The organism is Variovorax atrisoli (assembly GCF_014195185.1).
In the GTDB taxonomy this organism is placed as follows: Bacteria; Pseudomonadota; Gammaproteobacteria; order Burkholderiales; family Burkholderiaceae_C; genus Variovorax; species Variovorax atrisoli.
Genome location: NZ_JACIBG010000002.1, coordinates 262,228 through 287,579, shown reverse-complemented (window position 1 = coordinate 287,579; position 25,352 = coordinate 262,228). Strand labels below are relative to the sequence as shown.

The following is a 25,352-nucleotide window of genomic DNA, read 5'->3' as shown; positions in this document are numbered from 1 at the left end:
CGATGGATTCCAAGCTGTCATCGAGCCATCCGAACGGGCTGGCCTTTTCCGACGCGCTAATGCGCGAGGTGAAGAGCCGCTTCCTGCAGGTCGACCATGACCACCACGGCCGCGAGCGCCTGTACTTCGACAACGCCGGCGGCTCCTTCCGCCTGAAGGCCGCGGCCGAGCGCTTCGCGCAGGTCGATGCCATTCCCGACAACACCGAGCGCATCCACGCCACCGCCGTCGAGCTGCAGCAGATCCAGGCCAGGGGCTGCGCCGACCTGCGCACCATCCTCAACGCCACCGGCGGCAGCGTGTACGCCTCGCTCACCGCCTCGGGCGCCATGTTCGACATGGTGCGCGCGGTGGCCGAGAACGTGCCGGGCACGAACATGGTCACCACCGTGCTGGAGCATCCTTCGGCCTTCGACGCGATGAGCCTTTACGCCCAGCGCCTGGGTCGCGAGCTGCGCGTGGCGAAGAGCAACCCCGTCACCGGCGGCGTCGATGTCGACGAGATCGTTCGGCTGGTCGACAAGGACACCTGCCTGCTCAACGTGATCCACGCGTCGAACATCTCGGGCGCCAAGCTCGACATGGAAGCCATCGTGCGCCGCGCGCGCGAGATCAAGCCCGACCTCTACATCCTGGTCGACGCCGTGCAGCACGCGCCGCACGGCCTCATCGACCTGCAGAAGACGCCGGTGGACGGCATCAACCTCGCGCCCTACAAGTTCTTCGGCTGCAGGGGCTCGGGGCTGTCGTGGATGTCCGACCGCGCGGCCGTGCTGCCGCACCACAAGCTCGCGGGCAAGAAGCCCGACTACTGGGACCTGGGCAGCGCCTCGCCATGGCAGTTCGCGGTGCTCACCGAGATCGTCGACTACGTCTGCTGGCTGGGCTCGCACTTCGCTGATGCCGCGGACAGGCGTGAGCTCTTCGTAGCGGGCATCACCCATATCGAGCTGCACGAGCGCGCGCTGCTGGCGGCCCTGCTCGACGGCACTGCGAACGCCGTCGGCATGCGCAGGATGGAAGGCGTCAACGTCTTCCTCGACTACGAGGACCTGAGCAAGCGCGACCTGATCCTGGGCATCGGCTTCGACCGCATCGACTGCACGCAGGCGGTGGTCGAGTATGCGAAGCGCGGCGTGACGGTCTACGAGCGCGTGGCGAGCAGCATCTACTCGAAGCGCATGCTCGAATCCTTCGGGCTCACGGGCACCGTGCGGGTGTCGCCGCTGCACTGCCATTCGATGGCGGACATCGAGAAGTTCCTGCGGATCACCCGGGAGATTGCCCGGAACGCGCAGTGATGCCGGGCGCCGTGCGCGGCACCGCATCGTCCACGCTCCACGGCGCGTACACCTCGGCATGCAGGTCGGGTGAATTCACCTTCGCGAGCAGGTCGCGCACGTCGTCCTTCACGCGCGCCAGCGAGAGGCGAAGGCCCCGCACGCGCACGTAGGCCGCGAAGTCGCACAGGGCCTCGATGCTGGTCGCGTCGAGGTCGGGCGACTCCTCCAGGCTCAGCACCATGCGCTGCAGGCCCGGCGCGGCGTCGATGCGCGCGCGGATCGATGCGAACACCGCGTCCGCATTGCCGAAGAAAAGCGGCACCTCGGGCCGCGCGATCAGCACGCCCGGAGGCACCACGGCCTCGGGGTGGCGCGCGATGTCGACGAAGTCGTGGCTCTGGCCCAGCCGCCCGAGCCAGCTCACCGTGGTGCGAGTGAAGCCGCGCAGCAGCAGCAGGATGCTCACGCCGATGGCTGCCAGCAGCCCGTTGAGCACGCCCAGCACCAGCACCGCGGCCACCGCCACCAGCGCCACCAGACGGTCGCGCCGCCACTGGAAGTAGGGCCGCAGCGCAGCCGGGTTCAGCGTGTGGCTCACCGCGTGGATCACGATGGCCGCCAGCAGCGGCTCGGGCGTGTGCGCGATCCACGGCAGCAGCGTGAGCACCGCCACCAGCACCACCAGCCCCGCGACGATGCCGGCCGCGCGGCTCCTGGCGCCCGCCGATTCGTTCGCCGATGTCGCCGAGTACCCCGCGCCCACCGGCATGCCCTGGAACAGCGCCGACAGCAGGTTCGCCCCGCCCAGCGCGAGCAGGTCGCGGTTGGCCGACACGTTGTCGCCGTGGCGCATGGCGAAGGTGCGTATGGAGCCGTACGACTCGGCATAGAGGATCAGCGCCATCGCGAAGGCCAGCCCGCCAAGGTTCTGCCACTGCGCGCGATCGAGCTGCGGCACCGTCGGATGCGAGAAGTCGAGCGAGATCGGCCCCACCGCCGCCACGCCCCAGGCATGGCAGAAGCCCTGCGCGTCGAGCGCGATGCCCGCCACGATCACCAGCAGCGCCGCCGGCACCGCGCGCCATCGTGCGAGGCCGCGCAGCAGCACCAGCGCTACCAGCGCCATGGCCGCGCCTGCGATGTTCCAGTGCCGCCATTCGGCCACCAGGCCCGCGAGGAGCCTGAAGAAATCGCTGTGCGCCGGATGCACGTCGAGCACCTTGGGCAGCTGCTTGACCACGATGGTGAGCGCCAGCCCCAGCGCGAAGCCGCGCAGCACGGGCTTGGCGATCAGACTCGACACCGCGCCCAGCCGGGCGACGCCCGCGATCACGAAGAACACGCCGGCCAGCAGCACGATGCCCATGCCCATCGCAAGCCGCGTGGCGGCGTCCACGCCCGTCACCGAGGTGGTGGCCGCGAACAGCACCGCAGCCGAGGAGGAGGTGGCGGAAACGATTGCGAAGCGGCTGCTGCCGAAGAGGCCGTAGACCAGCAGCCCGGCGAAGAGTGCGATCACTCCCGCTTGCGGCGGCAGCCCCGCGATGCCCGAATAGGCCACCGCCTCCGGAAGCAGCAGGCCTGCGATTGAAATACCTGCCACGATGTCGGCGAAGACGGGGCGGCGGGCGTTGGCTGTCGGTGTCGGCGAGGGTTCGGCGGCCATGGGCAGGCAAGTGTGCTGATGTCGTCCCATGCTTGCAATGGCTGGCGGACCGGAAGCTGACTCATCGAACGGGCATACTCGCGCGCGCCCGAAAAACCATATCTCTCTACAACAAGGATCCCATGTCAGGACACGGCTTTCACGTGCACGGCCCGCACGATCACGAACTCGAACACGCCGCATCGGGCGGCCACGGTCATGGCCATGGCGATGGCCATCACGCGGCCCCGGCAGAGGAGCAATCCGGCGGCATGAGCATGACGAGCAAGATCGCCATGTGCACCGCCGTCATCGCGACCTTCGGCGCCATCTTCGCGTACATGGGCGGCGCCACGCAGGCCAACGCGGGCATCTACAAGAACAACGCCGCCATCAAGAAGACCGAGGCGTCGAACCAGTGGAATTACTTCCAGTCGAAGAGCACCAAGCAGGCCCTCGCCGAGTTCGCCCGCGACACCGCGACCGACGACGCGCGCAAGCAGGGCTGGCAGGCCAAGGTGGCGCGCTACGAGCAGGAGAAGACCGACATCCAGACCGAGGCGAAGAAGCTGGAGGCCGAGGCGGGCAAGTGGGACGCACAGTCGGATGAGCAGATGCACCAGCATCATCGGTGGGCGCAGGCGACCACCGTGCTGCAGGTTTCCATTGCCCTGGCTGCCATTGCGCTGTTGACGAAGAACAAGTGGCTGGAGCGGGCGATGTTCGGGGTGGCGGCTGCGGGGCTGGCGGTCGGGGTACTGGCTGCATTCCACCTCTGAGGCGGCTGGCACAGGCCCGAAAACCGGCCAGAAACCGGACAAGCGTCAAGAAACCCCGCCTGCGAAATGCCGTTTGGCGCTGCCCGCCGATGCGCGTATGGTGGGTTCGCTCGATGCTCGCGCCAATCCATCGATCCTGGTGGCCCGCATGTATCGGGTACCGAGGTGTGCGTGGATGGAAGTACCTTTGTCTATGACGGCCGGTCCGGACCCTGGGCCTGCACGATCTACCTTCTGACGCAGGAGGAGGGCAATTTCGCCGCCGTGGGCGATGTTGCCCTTGATGGCCGGCACCGCTGCAAGCTGGTGCTGTGCCAACCCCGCGTCCCCGTGGAAACCGGGCTCGATCTGCTGAAGCGCCGCTGCGTCGACTGGATCGAGCAGGTGGAGCGCCACGAGCAAGACTCTTCCCGCATGCAGCCGATTCCCGCCTGACCCTCTCGGGGGCCCTGGCAGGCACCGATCAGGCCGTCGTCTTCTCCGAGCGTCCTGCCGTGAAGCTGGCCCAGTACTCCCGCATCACCGCCTTCAGCGTTCGCATGCCCTCGGGGTCGCCCTGCCAGAGCGCGGAGAAGTACGCCTTGGCCTGTGCCAGCGAGACGTCCGGCGGCAGCGGCGGCACCGCGGCGTCGGTCACCATGTCGAGCAGCACCGGCCTGTCGGCCCTGAAGGCCGCATCCCAGGCGTCGCCGATGGCGTCGGGATTCTCGACGCGGATGCCTTGCAGCCCCAGCATCTGCGCGAAGCGCGCATAGGGAAAGTCGGGCAGCTCCTGCGAGGCATCGAACTTCGGGTCGCCGCCGAGCACGCGCTGTTCCCAGCTCACCAGGTTCAGGTCGCGGTTGTTGAGCACCATCACCACCAGCCGCGGGTCGGCCCAGTCGCGCCACAGGCGTGCGATGGTGATGAGGCCGTTGATGCCGTTCATCTGCATCGCGCCGTCGCCCAGCAGCGCAACCACCGGGCGCTCGGGGTGCACGTGCTTCGCAGCGATCGCATACGGAACCGCCGGACCCATGGTCGCGAGCCCGCCGGAGAGGCTGGCCTTCATGCCGCGGCGCAGCTTGACGTCGCGCGCGTACCAGTTGGCGGCCGAGCCGCTGTCGCAGGTGATCACCGCGTGGTCGGGCAGGCGAGGGGAGAGCTCCCAGAACACGCGCTGCGGGTTGATCGGCGATGCGGGCACGTGCGCGCGCGCCTCGAGCACGCGCCACCAGCGCGCGACTTCGCTTTCGATGGAGGCGCGCCATGGCGATTCGGCCCTGCGCTCCAGCAGCGGCAGCAACGCCGCCAGCGTGGCGGCGCTGTCGCCCACGAGGCCCAGCTCCGCGGGGTAGCGCAAGCCCAGCGCGCGTGCGTCGGTGTCGATCTGCACGCAGCGCGCCTGCCCTTCCTCGGGCAGGAACTCGGCATAGGGGAAGGAGGAGCCGACGATCAGCAGCGTGTCGCACTCTTCCATCATCCAGGAGCTCGGCCGCGTGCCGAGCACACCGATGGAACCGGTCACGAATGGAAGGTCGTCGGGCACCGCGGCCTTGCCGAGCAGTGCCTTGGCGATGCCGGCGCCCAGGCACTCGGCCACGGCGATGAGTTCGTCGCCCGCATGGAGCGCACCAGCGCCCGCAAGGATCGCGACCTTGCTGCCCGTGTTGAGGATGTCCGCCGCGTACTGCAGTGCGTCGGGCGGCGGCACCATCGACGGCACGGTGATGCCGATGCCGCTGTGCACCGTGCCGTGCTCGCGCGGTGGCACCGGCACGGCGGGAAGGTCCTGCACATCGTTCGGGAAGATCACGCAGGTCACGGTGCGGCGGTCGCGGGCAATGCGGAACGCCCGGTCGATGAGATGGCGCACCTGCTCGGCGCTGGTGGCCATCTGCACGAACTCGTGGGCCACGTCCTTGAAGACAGAGACGAGGTCCACCTCCTGCTGGTAGTCGCCGCCGAGCGCGCTGCGCTTCTGCTGGCCGACGAGCGCAACCACCGGCTGGTGGTCGAGCTTCGCGTCGTAGAGGCCGTTGAGCAGGTGGATGGCACCCGGCCCCGATGTCGCCAGGCACACGCCCACCTCGCCCGAGAACTTGGCATGCGCGCACGCCATGAAGGCGGCCAGTTCCTCGTGGCGGGCCTGAACGAACTCGATGGCATCGCCCGCGCGGTCGAGCGCGCCCACGATGCCGTTGATGCCGTCGCCCGGATAGCCATAGATGCGGCGCACGCCCCACTGGTGCATGCGCTCCACGACGAAATCGCCGACTGTGCTCGATGCCATGTTCCTGCCCTTCCTCAGCCCATGTCGGGCTGTCCGTTGGATGCCATCAGGCCGCCGTCGACCGGCATCGCGACGCCCGAGACGAAGCTTGCGTCGTCGCTCGCCAGGAAGGCGACCACGGCCGCGATCTCCGAAGGATCGGCGCCGCGCCCCAATGGAATGCGCTCGGCGAACTTCGCCATCAGCGCGCCGTCGCTCTTCATGTCCTCGGTCATGGGGGTGAAGGTGAGACTCGGGCACACGGCATTCACGCGCACGCCGTCCTTGCCGTGGTCGAGCGCGAGGGCCTTGGTGAAATTGACGATCGCGCCCTTCGACGCGTTGTAGAAGCCCATCGCCCAGTCGCCGCCCAGGCCCGAGACCGAGGCGGTGTTGACGATGCAGCCCTTGCTGCGCACCAGGTGCGGCATGGCTGCGCGGCAGCCGTGGAACACGCCGCCGGCGTTGACCGCCATGATCCGGCTCCAGTCTTCCAGTGGCGGTTGCGTGACCGTGCCCTCGACCGCGATGCCGGCGTTGTTGAAGAGCACGTGCAGCGCACCGAAGCGCTCGATGGTCGCATCCACCAGCGCCTGCACCTGTTCGAAGCTGGAGACGTCGGCCACCTTCACCAGCGTGCGCTCCCTCGGCAGGTCGCGCGCGACGCGCTCGAGCTTGTCGAGGGTGTCGCCCGCGAGCACCACGCTCGCGCCCTCCTGTGAAAAGCGGCGGGCGGTCGCTTCGCCGATGCCGCTGCCTGCGCCGGTCACGATGACGACGCGGTCCTTGAAACGTTGCATAACGATCCTCTCGGTGATGGGGTCGGGTTGATGACGGGGCGCCGTCTATTTCGGCGGTGCGGCTGGTGCCGTCGCCGGAGATGTCTGCGCGCCGCCCTGCACCTGCGCGGCCGGCGGCGGGGCCTCGTGCGAGGGCCCTTCGCCACGCTTGTCCGCGGCATAGAAATAGAGCAGGGCGCCGAGCATCACGACGATGGCCAGCGTCACGCTGAACACGAACACCCGCTGGTTGTCGCGTCGGTCGCTCCTGGCCTGCTGTCTTCTCGCTGTGTCGGTCATGGGATGTTCCTTTCCTGCGGTGCGGACTTATCCGTCCACAAGGGACAAGCTAGGACGGCGTTGCGGCTCGCGTGTCGGACATCGGCTTGGACGCCTGTCGAGAAGACTCTCCCGGGTACGGCAACACGAGGCGCGGCTGTTCATCCAAGCTGCAGCTCGCACTGCTCAAGGAGGTGTGATGAGGTTGGGGGGAGAGAAGGCGGGGGTGTCTGGCCGAGCGAGCGGCCTCGCGGCGAGCTGCGTTGGGTGCCGCACTGAAACGGGCGCCACGGCACAGGAAGGGCAGCCGCCAGCCCAGCGCTGACGGCTGCCCCGTAGGAAGATGCGAAAGCCCGGCCTCAGGCCATCGCTTCCATCTCCGCCATGAGCTCTTCCTTGCGCTGCGCCAGCTGCTCGCGCATGGCGACCAAGTCGAGGCCGCGGGCCGCGCGGGCCTTCACGAAGATCTCGTTGCGCTCTTCCTTCACGTGGTGGTCGATGTACTCGCCCAGAACCTTCACCTTGGCGTCGAACTTCTCGTCGACCTCGGTGGCGTCCTGGATCTGCGCGATGAGCTCCTTGGCGCTGGCGTGTTCCACCTCGGCTTCGTCGAGCAGGTCCACCTCCTTGATGGCCTCGCGCAGCGCCGGATAGAAGATCTCTTCTTCCAGCTGCGTATGCACCTGCAGTTCCATGCAGATCTGCATCGCGAGGTCGCGCTTCTTCTCGGTTGCGCTCGCGGCGCGGGAGTGGGCGAGTTCGTCGTAGGCGGTGAAGAGCTTCTTCACGTTCTTGTGGTCGGTATCCAGAAGGCTGCAGGCATCGGGGGTGGCGCGACGGGTCGTTGGCATCGTGGGCTCCATGGTTTGGGTTGAGGAATGAAAAACAGGCAATCAACAAAGAACTTGAGTCCAGAAGATGGAACTCGCCTTGCCCCCGTTGCGTAGGAAAGCGGCGTACGCGGCTGGCGGTGCATTTCTTCCAGCGCAACAAACGGCAACACGGGCCTGCAACTTCGGGAGTGGTTCCCACGGCCTTCGCAGACGCCATCCCGCCCCGACGGCAGGAACGCCATCGTCGACGACACCTGGAGCGCCGTGGGCTTCGCCGGGCCGCCGAGCCGCTCAGATGAAGGGCACGCCCCCGGTCACCGGAATGGTGGCGCCCGAGATGTAGCTGGCCTCGTCGGAGGCGAGCAGCACGTACACCGCCTGCAGTTCCGCGGGCTGGCCGGGCCGCTTCATCGGCGTCTGCATGCCGAATTCCTTCACCTTTTCTGGCGGCAGGGTCGAGGGGATCAGCGGCGTCCAGAACGGCCCCGGCGCCACGCAGTTCACGCGGATGCCCTTCTCGGCCAGCAGCTGCGCCATGCCGCCGGACATGTTCTGGATCGCGCCCTTGGTCGCGGCGTAGGCCACCAGCGTGGCATTCGGCTTGTCGGCGTTGACCGATGCGGTGCTGATGATGGCGCTGCCCGGCTTCATGCACGCCGCCGCTGCCTTGCTGAGGAAGAAGTTGGCGTAGACGTTGGTGCGGAAGGTGCGGTCGAACTCCTCGGGCGTGATCTCGCAGAGGTCCTTGTGGGCCATCTGGAAGGCCGCGTTGTTCACCAGGATGTCGAGCTTGCCGAAGCGCTCCATGGCCGTGTCCACGAGCTTCCTGCAGTGCGGTTCGTCGCGGATGTCGCCCGGCACGGCGACGCAGGTGCGGCCCTCCTTCTCGATGAGCTCCGCGGTGCGGCGCGCGTCCGACTCCTCCTCGGCAAGGTAGGAGATCAGCACGTCCGCCCCTTCGCGTGCGAAGGCCAGCGCCACGGCGCGGCCGATGCCGCTGTCGCCTCCGGTGATGATCGCGGCCTTTCCGATGAGCTTGCCGGAGCCGACGTACGACGACTCACCGAAGTCCGGCGGCGGATCCATCCGCGATTCGAGTCCGGGCGGGGTCTGGCGGGGCGTGTCGAAGGGTGGCTGCGGTGCGGCTTGCATGGGGTGTGTCATGGGTTTCTCCAAACGGAAGTGGGAACGAAAAGGAAACAGAAAAAGAAATGGAGGAGCTATCGCTTGCGCGATCGCGCGGCCGGCAGGCGGATGCGCGGGCCGGAGGTGGTCGCGATGCCGAACACCGTCTCGCACTGCTCCAGCAGCATCGCGTGGCGCCTGGCCGTCTGCGTGGCGGTGCAGTCCCTGGGAAGCACCACCTCGAAGCCGTGCATGCGCGCGTCGGTGGCCGTGCTCATCACGCACTGGTCGCTGGCCACGCCGGTCACGATGAGGCGGCGCGCCTTCAGAACGCCCAGCAGCTGTTCGAGCGGCGTGGCGACGAAGGCGGACTGCTGCGGCTTCAGCACGAAGTAGTCGTCGTGGTCCGGCGCGAGGCTGGCCGTGATGTCCGCGCCGGGGCCGCCGCTCTGCATCGAGAGGCCGACCAGCGCATTGAAGTCGGAGCGCCATCGGCCGCGGTTGTCGTTGACGTAGATCGCCGGCACGCCGCGCGCCTTGCAGCGCCGCTTCAGCGCCACGATGGAAGGAGCGATCGCCACGGCTGCGGGCAGCAGCTTCTCGGCGTCGGGAAAGTCCCAACTGCTGATCATGTCGATGATGAGCAGGGCGGTCTCGCCATTGGCCGCTTCGACGGCCAGGGCGTCGTTCGATGGGGAAGAGGACCCGGTACGGGGCCGGTGCGGTGTTGCCATGTCGAAAAGAAGGAAGGCACCCGCTCAACCCCTGCCGGACTCGCGACGGGTCTTCATTTCAAGGCTTCGGGCCGGGTCGGAGGTGGGGCTGCTGCTCATGGGCTTTCCTTGGAGTGAGGGATGTCATTCCAGGGCCCGAGTGTTCGCAGCTGAAGCCCGCGCGAACGAGGCCATCGCCGTTGCCGTGGGTCGGTGCTGTCTTACGTGCGTGGCGCGAGCCACACTGAATCAGGAGCGTCGCTTGACGATGCTCAGCTTGCCGTCGCGCTCCAGCACCGCGCATTCAACTTCGTCGAGCGACACGCCGCCGCCCTGCTGGCGCAGCGCCTCGTCGATGTCCTTGTGCGAGACCAGCGCGTGATGCATGGCTTTCTCGTCGAGCCTGCCATCGCGCACCAGCGTGATCTTGTGGCCGTTGACCAGATCCTCGAAGCCCTGCCACCGCCTGCTCGCGAGCGCGACGAGCCGGTGCGTGGCCACCAGCGCCGCACCGGCCGCCATGGTGCTCCAGAAGGGCGAGGCGCCGACCACCGCGCGGCTAAGCACCGCGCCCAGCAACACGGTGATGCAGATGTCGAACGGGCTCTGCTGGCCGAAGGAGCGCCGTCCCGATGCGCGGATCATCGCCAGCGCGAAGAAGAAGACGACCAGCGCCCGCGCGGCCATCTGCCGCGGGGTGAGCGCGGAGCCCTCGCCGAAGAGCCAGTCGAAGAACTGCATCGCCTTCGTCATTGCGTCATTGCGTCATTGCGTCATTGCGTCATTGCGTCATTGCGTCATTGGGCCGGTGGCCTGGGAGCCTCGGGCGGCTGGTGACGATCCTCGTCTTCGCTGCCGCCGTCGTTCTGCTTCTTGATGCTGCTCTTCTTCTTGAAAACGCTCAGCGTTCCATCGCTCTCAAGCCGGGCGACGCGCACCTCCGAGAAATCCGCCACGCCTTGCTCACGGAGTTTGCCGCGCAGTTCGTCCGTGGTGATCATCTCGCGCCGAAGCGCGCGCCGGTTCAGCCGGCCGCCGCGGATGAGAACCTCCGGCTGCGGCTCGAGGAAGCGGGCGACCGGCTCGAAGCGATAGCTGAGCCAGTCGAGCGCGAAGTTCCAGCCCACCAGCGTCGCCAGCAGCACGAGGCCGTCGTCGATCGACTTGTACTCGCCCTGCATCGCATTGCTGGAAGCGTCGGCCACCAACACCACGAAGAGCAGGTCGGCCACGCCCATCGAGCCGATGTCGCGCCGCAGCACGAAGCGGAACACCAGCAGCAGGAACCAGTACACGACCGTGCCCCGCACCACCATGTGCCACACGGGAAACTCGCGCGCGAAAAGTTCGGCGACTTCGCTCATGCCGTCTGCCTGTCCTCTGTCTGCTGTGAGTCGGTTCAGGCTTCAACATAGGTTCGGGTGGAGTCGGGCCTTGTCGGCAGCGGTGGCTGCGGGCTGTAGGTGGCGACTACCCGGGTTGCGCCATGGGGTGTTGGTCGACGACGCGCTCGGCGAGGCCGGCCCGCAGCCTTTGCAACGTCGCGTCTGCCGCTCCCAGGCACCTCTGCAGCTCCTCGTTGACCACTCGCACCAGCGCTCCGAGTTCGGTGCGGGTCGGGTAGACCTCATCGGTTTCGCTCGTTCGCTGGGGAGCGATGAGCTTTTCAAGGCACGCGAATGCGCGTTGCACTGCCAGGAGGCCATCGATGTCGTCGCAGGCCTGCAGCGCGAGCGATTCGAGGCTTGCGGCTTCGGAAGATGGGGGGAATGAAGAGACGGGCGCTGACGCGCGGGCAGATGCAGCCATCAAAGGCCTCCAGTGGTTTCGGCTTGTTGACACCGCTACGCTCAACGCCAATTGAGGGCGGCGGCTCGACGAGTTGGCGTACCGGGAAACCACTTGCATGAAACCGGCCGGGCTCGCGCCCGCACGTCGAGCCGCCAAAACTGGAGGCACGAACGACGAAGCCGCAGACCCTGCGCGGTGACTGCGGCTTTGCGTCGCAGTGATTTCAGCGGGACGCCAATCCCGATCACGCCCTCGTTCGACGTGACGGGGCGCAGTATAGCCACCCGCCGCGGCCTCACTGGCGCTTCACTGATCGTCTTCCCGCCCCCGGTATTGCCCCATCAGCACCTGCTGCACGTTCGGTGGCACGGCCTCGTAGTGCGACAGCGCGATCGTGTAGCGGCCCTGTCCGCTCGTCATCGCATTGAGTCGCGACTGGTAGCTCGCCAGCTCGGCCATGGGCACCTGTCCGCGCACGGCAGCCGCGCCGGCTCCGAGGGCCGACGTGCCGGTGACCAGTCCGCGCCGCGACGAAAGGTCGCTCGTCAGGTCGCCCACCGCATGCTCGGGCGCCACGATCTCGATCTGCACGATCGGCTCCAGCACCACCGGCCTTGCTTCGCGGATCGCGGCCATGAAGGCCTTTCGGCCTGCGGTGGCGAAGGCGATGTCCTTGCTGTCCACGCTGTGGTGCTTGCCGTCGTAGACCACCACGCGCACGTCGACGACCGGGTAGCCCGCGATGGCGCCGCACGAGAGCACCTCGCGCACGCCTTTCTCGACGGCGGGGATGAACTGGCCCGGAATCGCGCCGCCCCTGACTTCGTCGGCAAACTGGAAGCCGTCGCCGCGAGAGAGCGGCTCCACGCGCAGGAAGACTTCGCCGAACTGGCCTGCGCCGCCGGTCTGCTTCTTGTGGCGGTGATGGCCCTCGGCCGGCGCGGTCACGGTCTCGCGGTAGGCGATGCGCGGCGGGCGCGTCTGCACCTCGAAGCGATACACCTCGCGAAGGCGTTCGAGCACGGTGCGCAGGTGCAGTTCGCCCAGGCCGTAGAGCACCGTCTCGTTGGTCGCCGCCACATGCTCGATGCGCAGGCAGGGGTCTTCGGCCGCGAGCTTGCCGAGGATCTCCCATGCGCGCTGCTCGTCGCCATGCCGTTTGGGCTCCACGGCCAGCCCGTGCACGGGCACGGGAAACGCCAGCGGCGCGAGGTGCACGTGGCTGTCTTCGGCCGCGTCGTGCAGCACGTCGTCGAACTGGAGCTCTTCCACCTTCGCCACGGCCACGATGTCGCCCGGCACGGCCCTCGGCACCTCGACATGGTCCTTGCCCTGGAGCATGAAAAGATGCCCCACCTTGAAGGGCTTGCGGCCGTCGCCGATGTAGAGCTGGCTGTCGCTCGCGACGGTGCCCTGGTGCACGCGCATGATGCCGAGCTTGCCGACGTAGGGATCGCTCGTCACCTTGAAGACGTGCGCCAGCACGTGCATCGACGGGTCTGGCGTGGCGTGCATCGGCCTTGCATCCTCGCCTTCGCCGAGCAGGAAGTCCGGCGGATTGGCCTCGCTCGGGTCGGGCAGCAGCTTGACGATGATGTCGAGCATCTCCGCCGCCCCCGCGCCGCTGCGCGCCGAGACGAAGCACACGGGAATCAGGTGGCCTTCGCGCAGCGCCTGTTCGAGCGGCGCATGCAGCTCGGCGGCGTCCACGTCGCCGTCGTTCAGGTAGCGCTCGACGAAGGCCGCGTCGACCTCGACGACCTGTTCGACCAGCGCGCGATGCGCCGCATCGACCGCGCCGATGTCGGACTCGCCCTCGCGGTTGAAGAAGCAGTCGATCACGCGCGTGCCGCCCGAAGCGGGCAGGTTCAGCGGCAGGCATTCGCGGCCGAAGGTGTCCTGGATCTGCGCTAGCAGGCCGGCGAGGTCGGCGGCGGGGTCGTCGATCCTGTTGACGACCACGAGGCGCGCGAGGTGGCGCGATGCCGCGTAGTCCATCATGCGCAGCGCCATCGGCTCGATGCCGGCGGCGGCGTTGATGACGATGGCGGCGGTTTCCACGGCCTCCAGCGCGGGCAGGCTCTGGCCCAGGAAGTCGGCGCCGCCGGGCGTGTCGATCAGGTGGATGCGGGTGCCACCGTGCGCCATGTGCATCAGCGTGGCATTGAGCGAATGCTGCATTCGCTTCTCGAGCGGGTCGTGGTCGCTGACGGTGGTGCCGCGCTCCACGCTGCCGCGTGCCCCGATGGCGCCCGCCTCGTGCAGCAGGGCCTCTGCAAGGGAGGTCTTGCCGGACGCGGAGGCGCCGACGAGCGCCAGGGTTCGCACCGCTTCCATTTCGGCCGCGAGGCCGTTCGATCGGCTTGGCATGCGTGGCTCCTTCACGCCCGCAAGACAGGCCCGGCGGCCCGCTCGGGGCTCGGGTGCTGCACGCGGACGCCGGGTCAGCCTAAGGTATTGACCGTACCGATGCAAGCGGAAATGGCAGGGTCGCGAGGAGGGCCTTCGCTAAACTGCGCGGGTGAACTCTTCTTCCGAGCCTCCCAGTAGGCCGCTGGCATGCGCCAGCACCGCCTTCGCTTCAACCCTCATCTCTTCCCCGCAAAGCGGCGCCGCGGCTGACATCCACGCGGCCTTCTTGCGCTCTCCGCCTCCCCAGTCGCCTCCCGAGCCGCCCCTTTGCGGCATGGGCCGCGGCATGTTGCGCTGCAGCGGTGTGCGTGCTTCTTCCTTGCTCCCATCATGATCGAACTGCTCTCCGACCCGGCCGTCTGGCTCGGTCTCCTGACGCTGGTCGTCCTGGAGATCGTGCTGGGCATCGACAACCTCGTCTTCATCGCGATCCTCGCGGAGAAGCTGCCGCCAAGCCAGCGCGACAAGGCCAGGCTCATCGGCCTGAGCCTCGCGCTCATCATGCGGCTGGCGCTGCTGTCCATCGTCTCGTGGCTGGTGACGCTGACCACGCCGCTGTTCCACGTGTGGGGGCACGGCTTTTCGGGCCGCGACCTGATCCTGCTGGGGGGCGGTCTGTTCCTGCTCTTCAAGGCCACGTCGGAGCTGCACGAGCGGCTCGAAGGCGTGGCGGCGCACACGGCCACCGGTCCGGTGGCCTACGCGAGCTTCTCGCTGGTGGTGTCGCAGATCGTCGTGCTCGATGCGGTGTTCTCGCTCGATGCGGTCATCACCGCGGTGGGCATGGTCGACCACCTGCCGGTGATGATGGCGGCGGTCGTCATCTCCATCGGCATCATGCTGTGGGCCTCGAAGCCGCTCACCCGTTTCGTCAACGCGCATCCCACGGTGGTGATGCTGTGCCTGAGCTTCCTGCTGATGATCGGCCTGAGCCTCGTGGCCGAGGGCATGGGCTTCCACATTCCGAAGGGCTACCTGTACGGCGCCATCGGCTTCTCCGTGATGATCGAGGCGCTGAACCAGTGGGCGCGGCGCAATGCGCTCAAGCACGAGGCGCGCAGGCCGCTGCGCGAGCGCACGGCCGAGTCGGTGCTGCGGCTGCTCGGCGGCAGGGTGCGCGGCGAGCCCGTGCCCGCCGGTGCGGGCGCGTCCGACGCGACGCCAGAGGCACAGGAAGAACCGGCCTTCGCGATCGAGGAGCGCAACATGGTGAGCGGGGTGCTCTCGCTGGCCGAGCGCACCGTGCGTTCGGTGATGACGCCGCGCGCCGATGTCTCGTGGGTGAACCTCGACGACGACCCGGTGGCGGTGCGCGAGCAGCTGCTCGACACGCCGCACGGCATCTTCCCCGTGTGCCGGGGCTCGCTCGACGAGGTGGTGGGCGTGGCGCGCGCCAAGGACCTGCTGGGCCAGCTGCTGCGCAACGGCCGGATCGACGAGAGCGCCGGCCTGCGCGCGCCCATCTACGTGCCGGAGTCGACCACCGCGATCCGCCTCATCGACACGCTGCGCGGCGCGCGCGGCCAGCTCGCGCTGGTCAGCGACGAGCACGGCACGCTCAGCGGCGTGGTGACGCCCATCGACGTGCTGGAGGCCATCGCCGGCGAGTTTCCCGACGAGGACGAGACGCTGGAGATTCTGCAGACCGCGCCCGATGCATGGACCGTCTCCGGCAGCGCCGACCTGCATCTGCTGGAGCAGGCGCTGCAGACCCATGGCCTCGTCAGCGATGACGACAGCTACACATCGGTCGCTGGCCTGCTGCTGGAGCGCTTCGGCGGGCTGCCCGCGCGCGATGCCCGCTGGACGCACGACGGGTACGATTTCGTGGTGACCGACGTCGATGCGCAGCGCATCCGCACGGTCGCCGTCCGCCGGGTGCCGGTGGAAGAGCCCGAGACCTGATCCACGTCCTGATCCATCGCCCGCCATGAACGCCATCACCCACCGCCAGCCCGTCGCACTGAACAAGGCCTACCGCCTGCTGAACCACGGTCCCACGGTGCTCGTGAGCGCCGCGCACGGCGGCCGGCGCAACATCATGGCGGCAGCCTGGGCCATGCCGCTGGACTTCGATCCGCCCAAGGTGGCGGTGGTGCTCGACAAGAGCACCTGGACGCGCGAACTGCTCGAAGGCGCAGGCAGCTTCGCGCTGCAGGTGCCGGTGCGCGCGCAGCTCGACCTGACGGAGACGCTGGGCAACACGTCGGGCCGCGAGATCGCCGATCAGCCGGGGCAGGACAAGTTCGCCGCCTACGGCCTCTCGACCTTCGCGGGCGCTGCCATCGACGCGCCGCTGCTCGAAGGCTGCGCCGCGTGGCTCGAATGCAGGCTGCTGCCAGAGCCGGCCATCCAGCAGCGCTACGACCTGTTCCTCGGCGAGGTGATCGCCGCGCAGGCCGACGAGCGGGTGTTCTCCAACGGGCGCTGGCACTTCGACGGACACGACGAGCTGCGCACGCTGCACCACGTGGCGGGCGGGCACTTCATCGTCGATGGCGAAGCGGTCGACGCGCGGATGCTGCCCCGCTAGAGGAAGCCCGCGCTCAGGCGGGCTGCAGGCAGCGGGTGAGCGGTGCGAGCGTGACCTCGCTGCCTCCCGCATCGCGCAGGGCCTGGGCGGGCTCCAGCGCGAGCAGCGCGGTGTATTCGCGCAACCGCGCGCCGCCATGCGGATCTCCGGGCATGAGGCCGGCGGACGGATGGCACATGAGCACGTCGCCGGTGCGGCTGGCCGAGAGCCATTCGCGCAGCCGCTGCTCGTGGCTGTTGATGTCGCCCGAGAAGCCGTAGACGCCCAGCAGCCGGCCGCTGGTCGGAATGCCGCGGCGTTCGGCCAGCGCAGCCAGCCGCGCGCCGCCCAGCGCGTGGATGATCTCGGCCTTCAGCCGGTCGGGGCCCTGGCGAAAGCCCGGCGCCGTGTTGCGGATCCAGGGCGGTGACGAGGGATAGCGCCGCGCGATCTCCTCCACCAGCAGTTCGCGCACCACCGGGAACTGGTGCACGTGCCGATGCCCGTCGACGAAGGCGGGCGCGCGGCCCATGGCGTCCTCGAAGCGGGTGAACTGGTCGCGGATGTCGGCCTCTAGCCCGGGCGAGAACACCGTGCGCGTCCAGGTGCGCGCGATCAGGCCGGCCAGGCCCGGCTCGGGGCCGCCGGCATGCGCGGGGCGCGTGAGGTCGAGGTGCAGGCCGGCGTCGAATTCCGAGGGCTCCAGCTGACGCAGCGTCCTCGCGCCTGCCAGCCAGGCCTCGCGGCGCACCATGCCGCTGGTGGCCGAGATCTTTCCTTTCGCGGCGAGGTCGAGCACGGCCGAGTTGATGCCGGCGCTCATGCCGAAGTCGTCGGCGCAGATGCACAGGTAGCGGCGCGGTTCAGCCATTGCCGCCGTTCGTTCCGGTGGTGTGGGCGGGCGCCGGGGCGGCGGCCGGGTCGGGGAAGGGCACCGTGTCCAGGCAATGCGGGTCGCCCGTGGCGCTGCCCTTGAAGCGCCAGGCCGCCAGCCCGTCGTTCACCACCACCAGCTGCGCATGGTGCAGCCACGGGTTGGCGAGGTGCGCCGTGTTCGCGCCGACGATCCAGGTGGTGCGCGGCACGCACAGCACTTCGGCGAGCTCCGTGCGGTCGACCAGCGTGCGCGCCGCGCGCGCCGGATCGAAGCGGCTCGCGTCGAAGATCTCCTTGCGCCAGTTGTCGCGCGTGTCCTCGGCCGCGGCCTTCCAGTCGTCCGACACCATCACCGGCTCGCGCAGGTTCCAGTAGAACGGAATCTCGTAGTTGTAGGTGTCGAGCATCAGCACCTGTTCACCCGGTGCCACCGCTTGCCCAGCCGGCAGGCGCAGCCGCGAGCCCGGCGGCGACGAATACACCATCACGGCGATCACGCACCCGATGCAGACCGCGGCCGCCGCCACCGTCATCGCGCGCACCTTCGGCAGCAGGGTCTCCAGCGGGCGTCCCGCCAGCACGCGCTGCGCGATCAGGTACGCCAGCGGCGGCAGCGCCGGGAGCACGTAGCCCACCAGCTTGGAGCGCGGCAGCGAGAAGAACACCACGATCACCGCGAGCCATATCCACATCAGCCGGTCGATGTCCGGCTGGCGGTGGCGCGCCGCGGCGTCGTTCGTCGCGTCGTCCGATCCGCGAGGCACGAACACCCATGCGAACCACGGCAGCGTCAGGCCCGCCAGCACCGGCAGATAGAACCAGAAGCCGTGCTCGTTGTTGAAGCCCGACGACGCGAAGCGCCGGAAGTGCTGGGTGACGACGAAGTAGTCGAAGAACTCCGGATATCTCAGCTGCATCGCGACGAACCACGGCCCGGCCACTGCCAGCAGCACGGCCCAGCCGGGCAGCCACAGCGCGAGGCGCAGTGCCCCGAGCCTGCGCGTTGCGGCGCACCAGATCGCGATCACCATCGCGGGCAGCACGAGTCCGATCAGCCCCTTGGCCAGCAGGCCGGCCGCGGCGAACAGCCAGGCGCCGGCCAGCAGCGCGCGCCATGGCTCCTCGCGCTCGCGGGCCAGTGCCGCGCCCGCCGCCAGCAGCACCGTGGCCGAGATGCAGCCCGCCACCAGCATGTCGAGGTTGGCGAACTGCGCGCCCAGGAAGAAGAAGGGCGTGGTCACCAGCACCACCGTGGACAGCAGCGCCAGGCGCACCGTCGACCAGCGGCGCAGGAAGAGAAAGAGCGCCGCGGCCGCCGCTGCGCCGCCCAGCACGGAGGGCAGCCTCGCCGCCCATTCCACGGGCCCTGCGATCGACATCGCCGCCGCGCCGATCCAGTAGAAGAGCGGCGGCTTGTGGAAGAAGGGCAGTCCGTCGAGCCGTGGCACGAGCCAGTCGCCCGAGTGCAGCATGGCGAGCGCGACGCCGCCGTAGCGGCCCTCGTCGGGCGCCATCAACGGACGCATCCATGCCGTGGCCAGCAGCCAGGCGAGCAGGGCTGCGATGAGCCATATGGGTTGAGGAGCGGTCCACCATGGGGAAGCGGGTCGTTTCATGTCTTTCCGGTCTCGAGTCCCGTGCCGCGTTCGCGGCGCACCACGTACAGCGGCCGGCCCTTCACTTCCTCGTAGATGCGGGCGATGTATTCGCCCACGATGCCGGTGGAGATCATCTGGATGCCGATGAAGAACATGAGGCTCACCACGATGGTGGTCCAGCCCGAGACTTCGTTGCCGAACAGCAGGTAGTTGATGGCCACGAAGGCGCCGTAGGCGAAGGCCGGTATCGCGAGCATGAGGCCCGCCACGCTGACCGCGCGCAGCGGCCAGGTGGTGAAGGCGGTGAGCCCGTCCATGGCCAGGCGCACCAGCCGGCGTTTGTTGAAGGTGCTCTTGCCTTCCGCGCGCGGCGCGGGCGTGTAGGGCAGTGCCACCGCACGGAAGCCCACCCAGGCGTACAGGCCCTTCATGAAGCGGCTGCGCTCGGGCAGGCTCATGAGCGCGTCGACCACCTTGCGGTCCATCAGGCGGAAGTCGCCCGCGTCCTTGGGCACGGTGAAGCGGTCGGACCCGTTGATCAGGCTGTAGAAGAGCTTGCTGCCGAGCTGCTTGAAGCGGCTCTCGTCGCTGCGCTGCTCGCGCACCGCGTACACCACCTCGGCACCGGCCACCCACTGCGCGATCATGGTGTGGATGAGTTCCGGCGAATGCTGCAGGTCACCGTCGAGCAGCACCACCGCGTCGCCCGTGGCGGCGGCGAGACCCGCGGTGAGCGCGGCCTCCTTGCCGAAGTTGCGCGACAGCGAGATGCAGCGAAAGCCCGAGAGCTCGCACCATGCCTCGGCCACCGCGACGGTGTCGTCGGTGCTGCCGTCGTCCACCACGATGATCTCCCAGCGCATGCGCGTGTCCCAGAGGATGTCCTCCAGCAGCGGCAGCAGGTGCCGCAGGTTCGCGGCTTCGTTGAAGCACGGGATCACGCAGGAGATGCTGCGCGTCGAATCGGGTGCCGCATGCGGCACGTCGGTGTCCGCGCGCGCGGCGGGGAGGGCTTCGGCCTGTGGCATGCGCATCGGCGCGCGTGCATGCCGGCCGTTGTCGGTCGAGGAAATCATGGATGCCTCCAGAAAGAAGCGGCCGCTTGCCTGTTGTCGCGGGCGCGGCCGGCCGGCGACGCTGGAAAAGAGAAGAAGCGATGCGCCAGGAGCTGCACGACGAGGAGCGCGCCCGCAATGGCGCCTCCGAGCAGCAGGCCCGCGGCGATGTCGATCGGGAAATGCACGCCCACGTAGACGCGCGCCCAGCCCGTGAGGGCCGCGAGCGCCAGCAGCGGCATGGCCAGCCTGCGCAGCCCCGGGCGCAGCAGGAAGGCCAGGGCCACCATGAACATCACGGTCGCGTGCGTGCTCGGCAGCGAGCCGCGGCCGGCGTGCTCGATGTAGGCGGGTGCGAGCCCGAGCACGAAGGGGCGCGGCGCGTTCACTGCCTGGGCGATCGCATGGGAGGCCATCGACGAGAGGCCCGCGAAGGCCGCGACGATGCACAGGTAGGCGCGTTCCTCGCGATACCGCCACAGCGCGAACACGACCAGGGCCGCACTCACCCAGCTGCCCCAGAGCGCGAAGGCGGATGCGACGGACAGCACCCACGGCGTCGGCTGCGTGCCGGCCGTGAGCCATTGGAAGAGCGCGAGATTCAGCGAATTCATGACGCCACCTTCTTCGGCGCGATCGGGAAGTGGAAGGAAAAAATGGGCGAGCGAAGCCACGCGCCACCACGGGCGCAACTAGCGAAACCGGACATGGTCGAACCTTTCGACAGGGGAAGAGATGGCCCGCTGCAGGACGCAGCAGACCGCCTCGACGCACGAGGCGTCGTGTCTCAGGTGGCGGAAGGTGGTGCGACGGTGGGCGGCAGGCGCCGCCAGGGCTGCGAGGGAGGTGGCGCGCCGCCGTGCGGAGGCACGTGTTCGGGCGCTTCGCGCACGATGGGAACCGCGAGCCGTGCGACGGCCAGCGCCAGCGGCAGGAGCGCCAGCACCATCGCCATCAGCGTGCTCAGCGCGAGGTCGAAGGCATCGGGATGGTCGGTGCTCGCAGGAGCCTGTGCGAACAGCGTGGTCTCGCGATCGGACGGGTGGTCCGCGCGGTCGTCGGCTTCGAACTGGGTGGTGTCGCTGGCGCTGCGCACGCGCAGCATCGGCTCGTCTTCCAGCCCGTCGCAGCGGAAATGGACCGCGATGAAGGGCTGCAGAAGAATGAGCAGCATGCCCGCCACACACCACGCCTTGTGGTGTGCGTCGACGAAACGGCGGACGCGTGCGAGCAACAGCATGGGCGAATGCTATGAGGCTCGTGTGAACCGAACCTGATCGGGCGGGTCAGCATCCCGCAAGGTTCAGGATGACGCCCGTATGAAAAAGGGCGTCGAGGTTGAAGCGCCTTGCGAACGTGAAAAAGGTCTCGCGCCGTACGGCTCGTCACACATCGGCGTAAACATTCGTCAACTGCGCTGCTGCGAGCGCGTTGGTCGCTGCATGCACGTGCTTTCGTGCGATTCACAAGGAGCGATCTTGAAGAAGACCCTTTTCCTGCTGGCGGCCAGTTCCGTCCTTGCCGTCTCTGCCTTTGCACAGCAACCAGCCGCTCCCGCGACGACCAGCCCTGCCACCGCGCCGGCCGCTGCCACGGCACCTGCTCCTGCGGCGACGAAGCCCGCTGCTGCGCCTGCTGCGGCCGCACCCGCTGCAGCAGCGGCCAAGCCCGCAGCCGCGCCTGCCGCCTCCACGACTGCAGCGGCACCCGCCGCCGGCCAGGTATGGGTCAACGGCAAGGTCTATCACTGCGCCAACGACAAGTACTTCGGCAAGACCAAGCGCGGCTCGTACATGTCAGAAGCCGACGCGAAGGCCAAGGGCGCACACGCCGCCCACGGCAAGGCGTGCTGAGCGTCGAAACCACGTGAATAGCGCCCCTGACGGGGCGCTTTCTCTTTGGCGCAGCGGAAGTGCCTGCGCCTTCTCGAGCGGGGCGACAGGCCCTAGAACAGGAACGGAATGAAGCGCCGCGTGCCGCGCATGTATGCACGGTAGTCGTCGCCGAAGTGCGCGATGCATTCCTGCTCGTCGCGCAGCGCCGTCATGAACAGCAGCACCGTGGCCGCCAGCACCAGCGCGAGCGTGAGCCAGCTGAACTGCTTCATGAAGGCGCCCCATGCCAGCAGCAGCAGCGCCGTGTACATGGGATGGCGGATGTAGCGGAACGCGCCGCTGCTGACGATGGCCGAGGTCTTCTCGAAGCCGTAGAGCGCCGGATCGTCGTTGCGCGCGTCGCTGGGCTTGCCCTGGGCCTTGAGCAGCCGCACCGCGTGGATCGGCAGCCAGATCGACAGTACGAAGAAGAGCGAGGAAACGATCTGCCGGGGCGAGAACGGATCGTCGTGCCACCAGGGCAGGTTCAGCACGATCAGCACCAGCATGCACTCCCACGCGAAGAAGCGGTAGAAGCCGTGCGAGCCCGGCTGGCTCAGCGGGCCGCGCGACACGTACACCAGCGCGGCAGTGCCGGCGACGAGAAGGAATATCTGGATCCAGAAGAGCATGGCCGGCGAATTTACACGGCCCGCGGGCTTCAGCCCGAAATGGAGAAGCCGCCGTCTACGGGTATTGCGGTACCGGTCACGTAGTCGGACGCTGCGCTCGCGAGGAACACGGCGGTGCCGGCGATGTCGGCCGGCTGGCCCCAGCGGCCTGCGGCGGCGCGGGCGTTCACCCGTTCGTAGAGGCCCGGCACCTGGCTGCGCGCGCCGTCGGTCAGCTCGGTCTCGAACCAGCCGGGCAGGATCGCGTTGACCTGGATGTTGTCGGGAGCCCACGAGAGCGCCGTCGACTTGGTGAGCTGCACGATGCCGGCCTTGCTCGCCGCATAGGCCGGCGCGTAGGCCGCGCCGAAGATCGACATCATCGAGCCGATGTTGATGATCTTTCCGCCGCCCGCGGCCTTCAGATGCGGGTGCGCGGCACGGCTGCACAGGAAGGCGCTGGTGAGGTTGGTGTTCATCACCTTGTGCCAGTCGTCCAGCGGGAGCTGGTCGACCGGCTTGCGGATGTTGGTGCCGGCGTTGTTGACGAGGATGTCGAGCCGGCCGGCGCGCGCGGCGGCTTCGTCGAACAGCTTCTGCACCGAGGCCTCGTCGCTCACGTCGGCCTCCAGCGCGAAGCTGTCGCTGCCGAGCGCCTTCAGTGCCTCGACCGCCGCGGCCGACTTCTGCGCATTGCGCGCGGCCACGATGACGCGGGCGCCGGCCCTGGCAAGGCCCTGGGCCATGCCAAGGCCGATGCCCCCGTTGCCGCCCGTGACGAGCGCTACCTTGCCGGTGAGGTCGAACATGGAGGACGAGGAAGATTGCATCAGGCGTTGGCCGAGGCTGCAGCGGCTTCGGGCTTCTTGGAGACGAGGGTCAGGATATCGTAGCTGGCGACCAGCTCGCCGTCCTGGTTGGTCACCTCCACGTCCCATGCGACCACGCCCTGGCCCTGGCCGCTCGCGTCCTTCTTGTTGCGGTCGATCTTGCGCTTGCAGGTCAGGCGCGCGCGGATGGTGTCGCCGATGCCCACGGGCTTGGTGAAGCGCAGCGTATCGAGGCCGTAGTTGGCCAGCACCGGCCCCGGCGAGGGCGACACGAACAGGCCCGCCGCCGCCGACAGCACGAAGTAGCCGTGCGCGATGCGCTTGCCGAAGGGCGACTCCCTGGCCGCCACTTCGTCGAAGTGCATGTAGAAGTAGTCGCCCGAGATGCCGCCGAAGGCCACGATGTCGGCCTCGCTCACCGTGCGGCGGTGCGTGAGCAGCGAGTCGCCGACGCGCAGGTCCTCGAAGTAGCGGCGGAAGGGATGCACCTCGCTCTCGCGCACGGCCGCGCCGCGCACGTGCTCGCCGGTGATGGCGGCCAGCATGGTGGGCGAGCCCTGCACGGCGGTGCGCTGCAGGTAGTGCTTCACCGCGCGCAGGCCGCCCAGTTCCTCGCCGCCGCCCGCGCGGCCCGGGCCGCCGTGCTTGAGCTGCGGCAGCGGCGAGCCGTGGCCGGTCGATTCGGCAGCGGCCTCGCGGTCGAGCACCAGCAGGCGGCCGTGCCATGCGGCAGCCACCGGAATCGCCTTGGCAGCGGTGGCCGGGTCGCGGGTGACCAGCGTGCCGACCAGGCTGCCCCGGCCGCGCGCGGCCAGCGCCAGCGCCTCGTCGATGCCGTCGTAGGGCATCAGCGTGCTGACGGGGCCGAAGGCCTCCACGTCATGCGCCGCGTCGTGTTCGAGCGGCTTGCGGCTCAACAGCAGCGTGGGCGCGAAGAAGGCGCCTTCGACCACGCCGTCGCCCACCGGCGAGAAGCCGTCGCGCTCGCCGTACACCAGCTCCGCGCCCTTGAGCAGCGTGGCCACTCGCTCGGCCACGTCGGCCTGCTGGTCGCGCGATGCCAGCGCCCCCATGCGCACTTCCTCGCGCGAGGGGTCGCCCACGACCGTCTTCGCGAGCCGCGCGCGCAGGCGCTCGGCCACCGCGTCGAGGTGCTGTAGCGGCACGATCGCGCGGCGGATGGCCGTGCACTTCTGGCCGGCCTTCACGGTCATCTCGCGCGCCACTTCCTTCACGAAGAGATCGAACTCCTCGTCGTCGGGCGTCACGTCGGGCGCGAGGATCGCGCAGTTGAGCGAGTCGGCCTCGGCGTTGAACGGGATCGACTGGCGCACGATGTTCGGGTGCACGCGCAGCTTCGCCGCCGTGTCGGCCGAGCCGGTGAAGGTGACCACGTCGGGCCCTTCAAGCCGGTCGAGCAGGTCGCCCGTGCTGCCGATGACCAGCTGCAGCGCGCCTTCGGGCAGGATGCCCGACTGCACGATCAGCCGCACCAGCGCCTCGGTGAGATAGCTGGTGGCCGTGGCCGGCTTGCCGATGCAGGGCATGCCCGCGAGGAAGCTCGGCGCGAACTTCTCGAGCAGCCCCCACACCGGGAAGTTGAAGGCGTCGATGTGCACCGCCACGCCGCCGCGCGGCACCAGGATGTGCGTGCCCGCGAAGCCGCCCTTCTTGCCGAGCGGGAAGGCCGGGCCTTCATGCACCAGGTTGCCCGAGGGCAGCTCGTTGGTGCCGATGCCGGCGTAGGCGCTCAGCGTGCCGGCACCGCCTTCGATGTCGATCCAGCTGTCGGCGCGCGTTGCGCCGGTGTGGGCTGAGATGGCGTAGAGCGTTTCCTTGTTCGCTGCGAGGAACTTGGCCAGCGCCTTCAGGCGTTCGGCGCGCTGCTGGAAGTCGAGCTTCATGAGCGCCGGGATGCCGATGCGCCGCGCATGGGCCAGCGCCTCGGCGAAGTCGATGGCCTCTGCATGCGTGGCGGCCACGGGCTTGCCGTTGACGGCACTGCGCAGCTGCTGCGCGGCCTGCTGGCCGATCCAGCGGCCGGCGATGTAGCTTTGGAGGGTGGTGGTCATGGTGCGGGTCCTTTGCGTGTTGCTCCTTCCCCCT

The 25,352-nt window shown here is 68.6% G+C and carries 25 protein-coding genes; 6 read left to right on the top strand and 19 right to left on the bottom strand.

The features are described from left to right. Nucleotides 1-2: 2 nt before the first annotated feature. Complete coding sequence (locus FHY06_RS08305) at nucleotides 3-1,301, top strand: aminotransferase class V-fold PLP-dependent enzyme (protein ID WP_184604424.1); 1,299 nt, start codon at nucleotides 3-5, stop codon at nucleotides 1,299-1,301. Here the strand turns inward: FHY06_RS08305 and FHY06_RS08300 are convergent. Further along, entirely contained in the window at nucleotides 1,270-2,949 is a 1,680-nt protein-coding gene (locus FHY06_RS08300) for a SulP family inorganic anion transporter (protein ID WP_184604423.1), read from the bottom strand. The genes FHY06_RS08305 and FHY06_RS08300 overlap by 32 nt on opposite strands. Nucleotides 2,950-3,071: 122 nt before the next feature. Between FHY06_RS08300 and FHY06_RS08295 the strand changes: the two genes are divergently transcribed. Next, entirely contained in the window at nucleotides 3,072-3,707 is a 636-nt protein-coding gene (locus tag FHY06_RS08295; protein ID WP_184604422.1) for a DUF4337 domain-containing protein, read from the top strand. 171 nt (nucleotides 3,708-3,878) lie between these two features. Beyond that, a complete protein-coding gene (locus FHY06_RS08290; RefSeq protein ID WP_184604421.1) occupies nucleotides 3,879-4,142 on the top strand; it encodes a hypothetical protein in 264 nt (87 codons plus the stop codon). Between the two features lie 28 nt (nucleotides 4,143-4,170). On the opposite strand, the gene FHY06_RS08285 is transcribed toward FHY06_RS08290, so the two are convergent. The 10 genes from FHY06_RS08285 to fusA all read right to left on the bottom strand — a co-directional run bounded on the left by FHY06_RS08285 (nucleotide 4,171) and on the right by fusA (nucleotide 13,848). Beyond that, nucleotides 4,171-5,979, bottom strand: a complete 1,809-nt coding sequence (locus FHY06_RS08285; RefSeq protein ID WP_184604419.1) for a thiamine pyrophosphate-requiring protein — start codon at nucleotides 5,977-5,979, stop codon at nucleotides 4,171-4,173. A 14-nt stretch (nucleotides 5,980-5,993) separates the two neighbouring features. Further along, entirely contained in the window at nucleotides 5,994-6,758 is a 765-nt protein-coding gene (locus tag FHY06_RS08280; protein WP_184604417.1) for a meso-2,3-butanediol dehydrogenase, read from the bottom strand. Between the two features lie 45 nt (nucleotides 6,759-6,803). Next, nucleotides 6,804-7,037, bottom strand: coding sequence for a hypothetical protein (locus FHY06_RS08275; RefSeq protein WP_184604415.1), 234 nt, complete (start codon nucleotides 7,035-7,037; stop codon nucleotides 6,804-6,806). A gap of 338 nt (nucleotides 7,038-7,375) precedes the next feature. Continuing rightward, nucleotides 7,376-7,867, bottom strand: coding sequence for a hemerythrin domain-containing protein (locus tag FHY06_RS08270; RefSeq protein ID WP_126182712.1), 492 nt, complete (start codon nucleotides 7,865-7,867; stop codon nucleotides 7,376-7,378). 273 nt (nucleotides 7,868-8,140) lie between these two features. Continuing rightward, nucleotides 8,141-9,013 (bottom strand): glucose 1-dehydrogenase, encoded by an 873-nt coding sequence (locus FHY06_RS08265; protein ID WP_019654342.1) that lies wholly within the window; start codon nucleotides 9,011-9,013, stop codon nucleotides 8,141-8,143. A 56-nt stretch (nucleotides 9,014-9,069) separates the two neighbouring features. After that, nucleotides 9,070-9,708 carry a cysteine hydrolase family protein gene (locus tag FHY06_RS08260; protein WP_184604413.1) on the bottom strand — a complete coding sequence of 213 codons (639 nt, stop codon included), beginning with the start codon at nucleotides 9,706-9,708 and terminating at the stop codon, nucleotides 9,070-9,072. Nucleotides 9,709-9,936: 228 nt separating this feature from the next. Further along, on the bottom strand, nucleotides 9,937-10,440 hold the full coding sequence (locus FHY06_RS08255; RefSeq protein WP_184604411.1) for a DUF421 domain-containing protein: 504 nt from the start codon (nucleotides 10,438-10,440) through the stop codon (nucleotides 9,937-9,939). A gap of 44 nt (nucleotides 10,441-10,484) precedes the next feature. Further along, nucleotides 10,485-11,051, bottom strand: a complete 567-nt coding sequence (locus tag FHY06_RS08250; RefSeq protein ID WP_132752382.1) for a DUF421 domain-containing protein — start codon at nucleotides 11,049-11,051, stop codon at nucleotides 10,485-10,487. 106 nt (nucleotides 11,052-11,157) lie between these two features. Beyond that, the gene (locus FHY06_RS08245) at nucleotides 11,158-11,496 is read right to left on the bottom strand and encodes a hypothetical protein (protein ID WP_184604409.1); all 339 of its coding nucleotides are present in this window, start codon (nucleotides 11,494-11,496) and stop codon (nucleotides 11,158-11,160) included. A 288-nt stretch (nucleotides 11,497-11,784) separates the two neighbouring features. Next, a complete protein-coding gene (gene fusA, locus FHY06_RS08240) occupies nucleotides 11,785-13,848 on the bottom strand; it encodes an elongation factor G (protein ID WP_126182717.1) in 2,064 nt (687 codons plus the stop codon). Nucleotides 13,849-14,223: 375 nt separating this feature from the next. Between fusA and FHY06_RS08235 the strand changes: the two genes are divergently transcribed. Together FHY06_RS08235 and FHY06_RS08230 are read left to right on the top strand one after the other, a co-directional pair. After that, nucleotides 14,224-15,795 (top strand): TerC family protein, encoded by a 1,572-nt coding sequence (locus FHY06_RS08235; protein WP_026346342.1) that lies wholly within the window; start codon nucleotides 14,224-14,226, stop codon nucleotides 15,793-15,795. A gap of 25 nt (nucleotides 15,796-15,820) precedes the next feature. Beyond that, nucleotides 15,821-16,423, top strand: coding sequence for a flavin reductase family protein (locus FHY06_RS08230; RefSeq protein WP_126182719.1), 603 nt, complete (start codon nucleotides 15,821-15,823; stop codon nucleotides 16,421-16,423). Between the two features lie 13 nt (nucleotides 16,424-16,436). On the opposite strand, the gene FHY06_RS08225 is transcribed toward FHY06_RS08230, so the two are convergent. The 5 genes from FHY06_RS08225 to FHY06_RS08205 form a co-directional block, all read right to left on the bottom strand. Further along, nucleotides 16,437-17,273 carry a ChbG/HpnK family deacetylase gene (locus tag FHY06_RS08225; protein WP_184604407.1) on the bottom strand — a complete coding sequence of 279 codons (837 nt, stop codon included), beginning with the start codon at nucleotides 17,271-17,273 and terminating at the stop codon, nucleotides 16,437-16,439. Beyond that, nucleotides 17,266-18,894 carry an ArnT family glycosyltransferase gene (locus tag FHY06_RS08220; protein ID WP_019654333.1) on the bottom strand — a complete coding sequence of 543 codons (1,629 nt, stop codon included), beginning with the start codon at nucleotides 18,892-18,894 and terminating at the stop codon, nucleotides 17,266-17,268. The genes FHY06_RS08225 and FHY06_RS08220 overlap by 8 nt, the downstream gene beginning before the upstream one ends. Next, entirely contained in the window at nucleotides 18,891-19,952 is a 1,062-nt protein-coding gene (locus tag FHY06_RS08215) for a glycosyltransferase family 2 protein (protein WP_184604404.1), read from the bottom strand. Before FHY06_RS08215 ends, FHY06_RS08220 begins: the two co-directional genes overlap by 4 nt. Continuing rightward, nucleotides 19,949-20,545: a phosphatase PAP2 family protein gene (locus FHY06_RS08210; RefSeq protein ID WP_019654331.1), complete on the bottom strand. Its 597-nt coding sequence runs from the start codon at nucleotides 20,543-20,545 to the stop codon at nucleotides 19,949-19,951. The genes FHY06_RS08215 and FHY06_RS08210 overlap by 4 nt, the downstream gene beginning before the upstream one ends. A 173-nt stretch (nucleotides 20,546-20,718) precedes the next feature. Next, nucleotides 20,719-21,171 (bottom strand): hypothetical protein, encoded by a 453-nt coding sequence (locus FHY06_RS08205; RefSeq protein WP_260310162.1) that lies wholly within the window; start codon nucleotides 21,169-21,171, stop codon nucleotides 20,719-20,721. Between the two features lie 238 nt (nucleotides 21,172-21,409). Between FHY06_RS08205 and FHY06_RS08200 the strand changes: the two genes are divergently transcribed. After that, complete coding sequence (locus FHY06_RS08200) at nucleotides 21,410-21,784, top strand: hypothetical protein (RefSeq protein ID WP_126182722.1); 375 nt, start codon at nucleotides 21,410-21,412, stop codon at nucleotides 21,782-21,784. A 92-nt stretch (nucleotides 21,785-21,876) separates the two neighbouring features. Here the strand turns inward: FHY06_RS08200 and FHY06_RS08195 are convergent, their stop codons facing one another. The 3 genes from FHY06_RS08195 to paaZ are packed head-to-tail and all read right to left on the bottom strand — an operon-like array spanning nucleotide 21,877 to nucleotide 25,318. Beyond that, complete coding sequence (locus FHY06_RS08195) at nucleotides 21,877-22,437, bottom strand: methyltransferase family protein (protein ID WP_019654328.1); 561 nt, start codon at nucleotides 22,435-22,437, stop codon at nucleotides 21,877-21,879. 29 nt (nucleotides 22,438-22,466) lie between these two features. Then, nucleotides 22,467-23,246 (bottom strand): SDR family NAD(P)-dependent oxidoreductase, encoded by a 780-nt coding sequence (locus FHY06_RS08190; RefSeq protein ID WP_260310161.1) that lies wholly within the window; start codon nucleotides 23,244-23,246, stop codon nucleotides 22,467-22,469. Then, complete coding sequence (gene paaZ, locus FHY06_RS08185; RefSeq protein ID WP_184604402.1) at nucleotides 23,246-25,318, bottom strand: phenylacetic acid degradation bifunctional protein PaaZ; 2,073 nt, start codon at nucleotides 25,316-25,318, stop codon at nucleotides 23,246-23,248. Before paaZ ends, FHY06_RS08190 begins: the two co-directional genes overlap by 1 nt. Nucleotides 25,319-25,352: the final 34 nt, after the last annotated feature.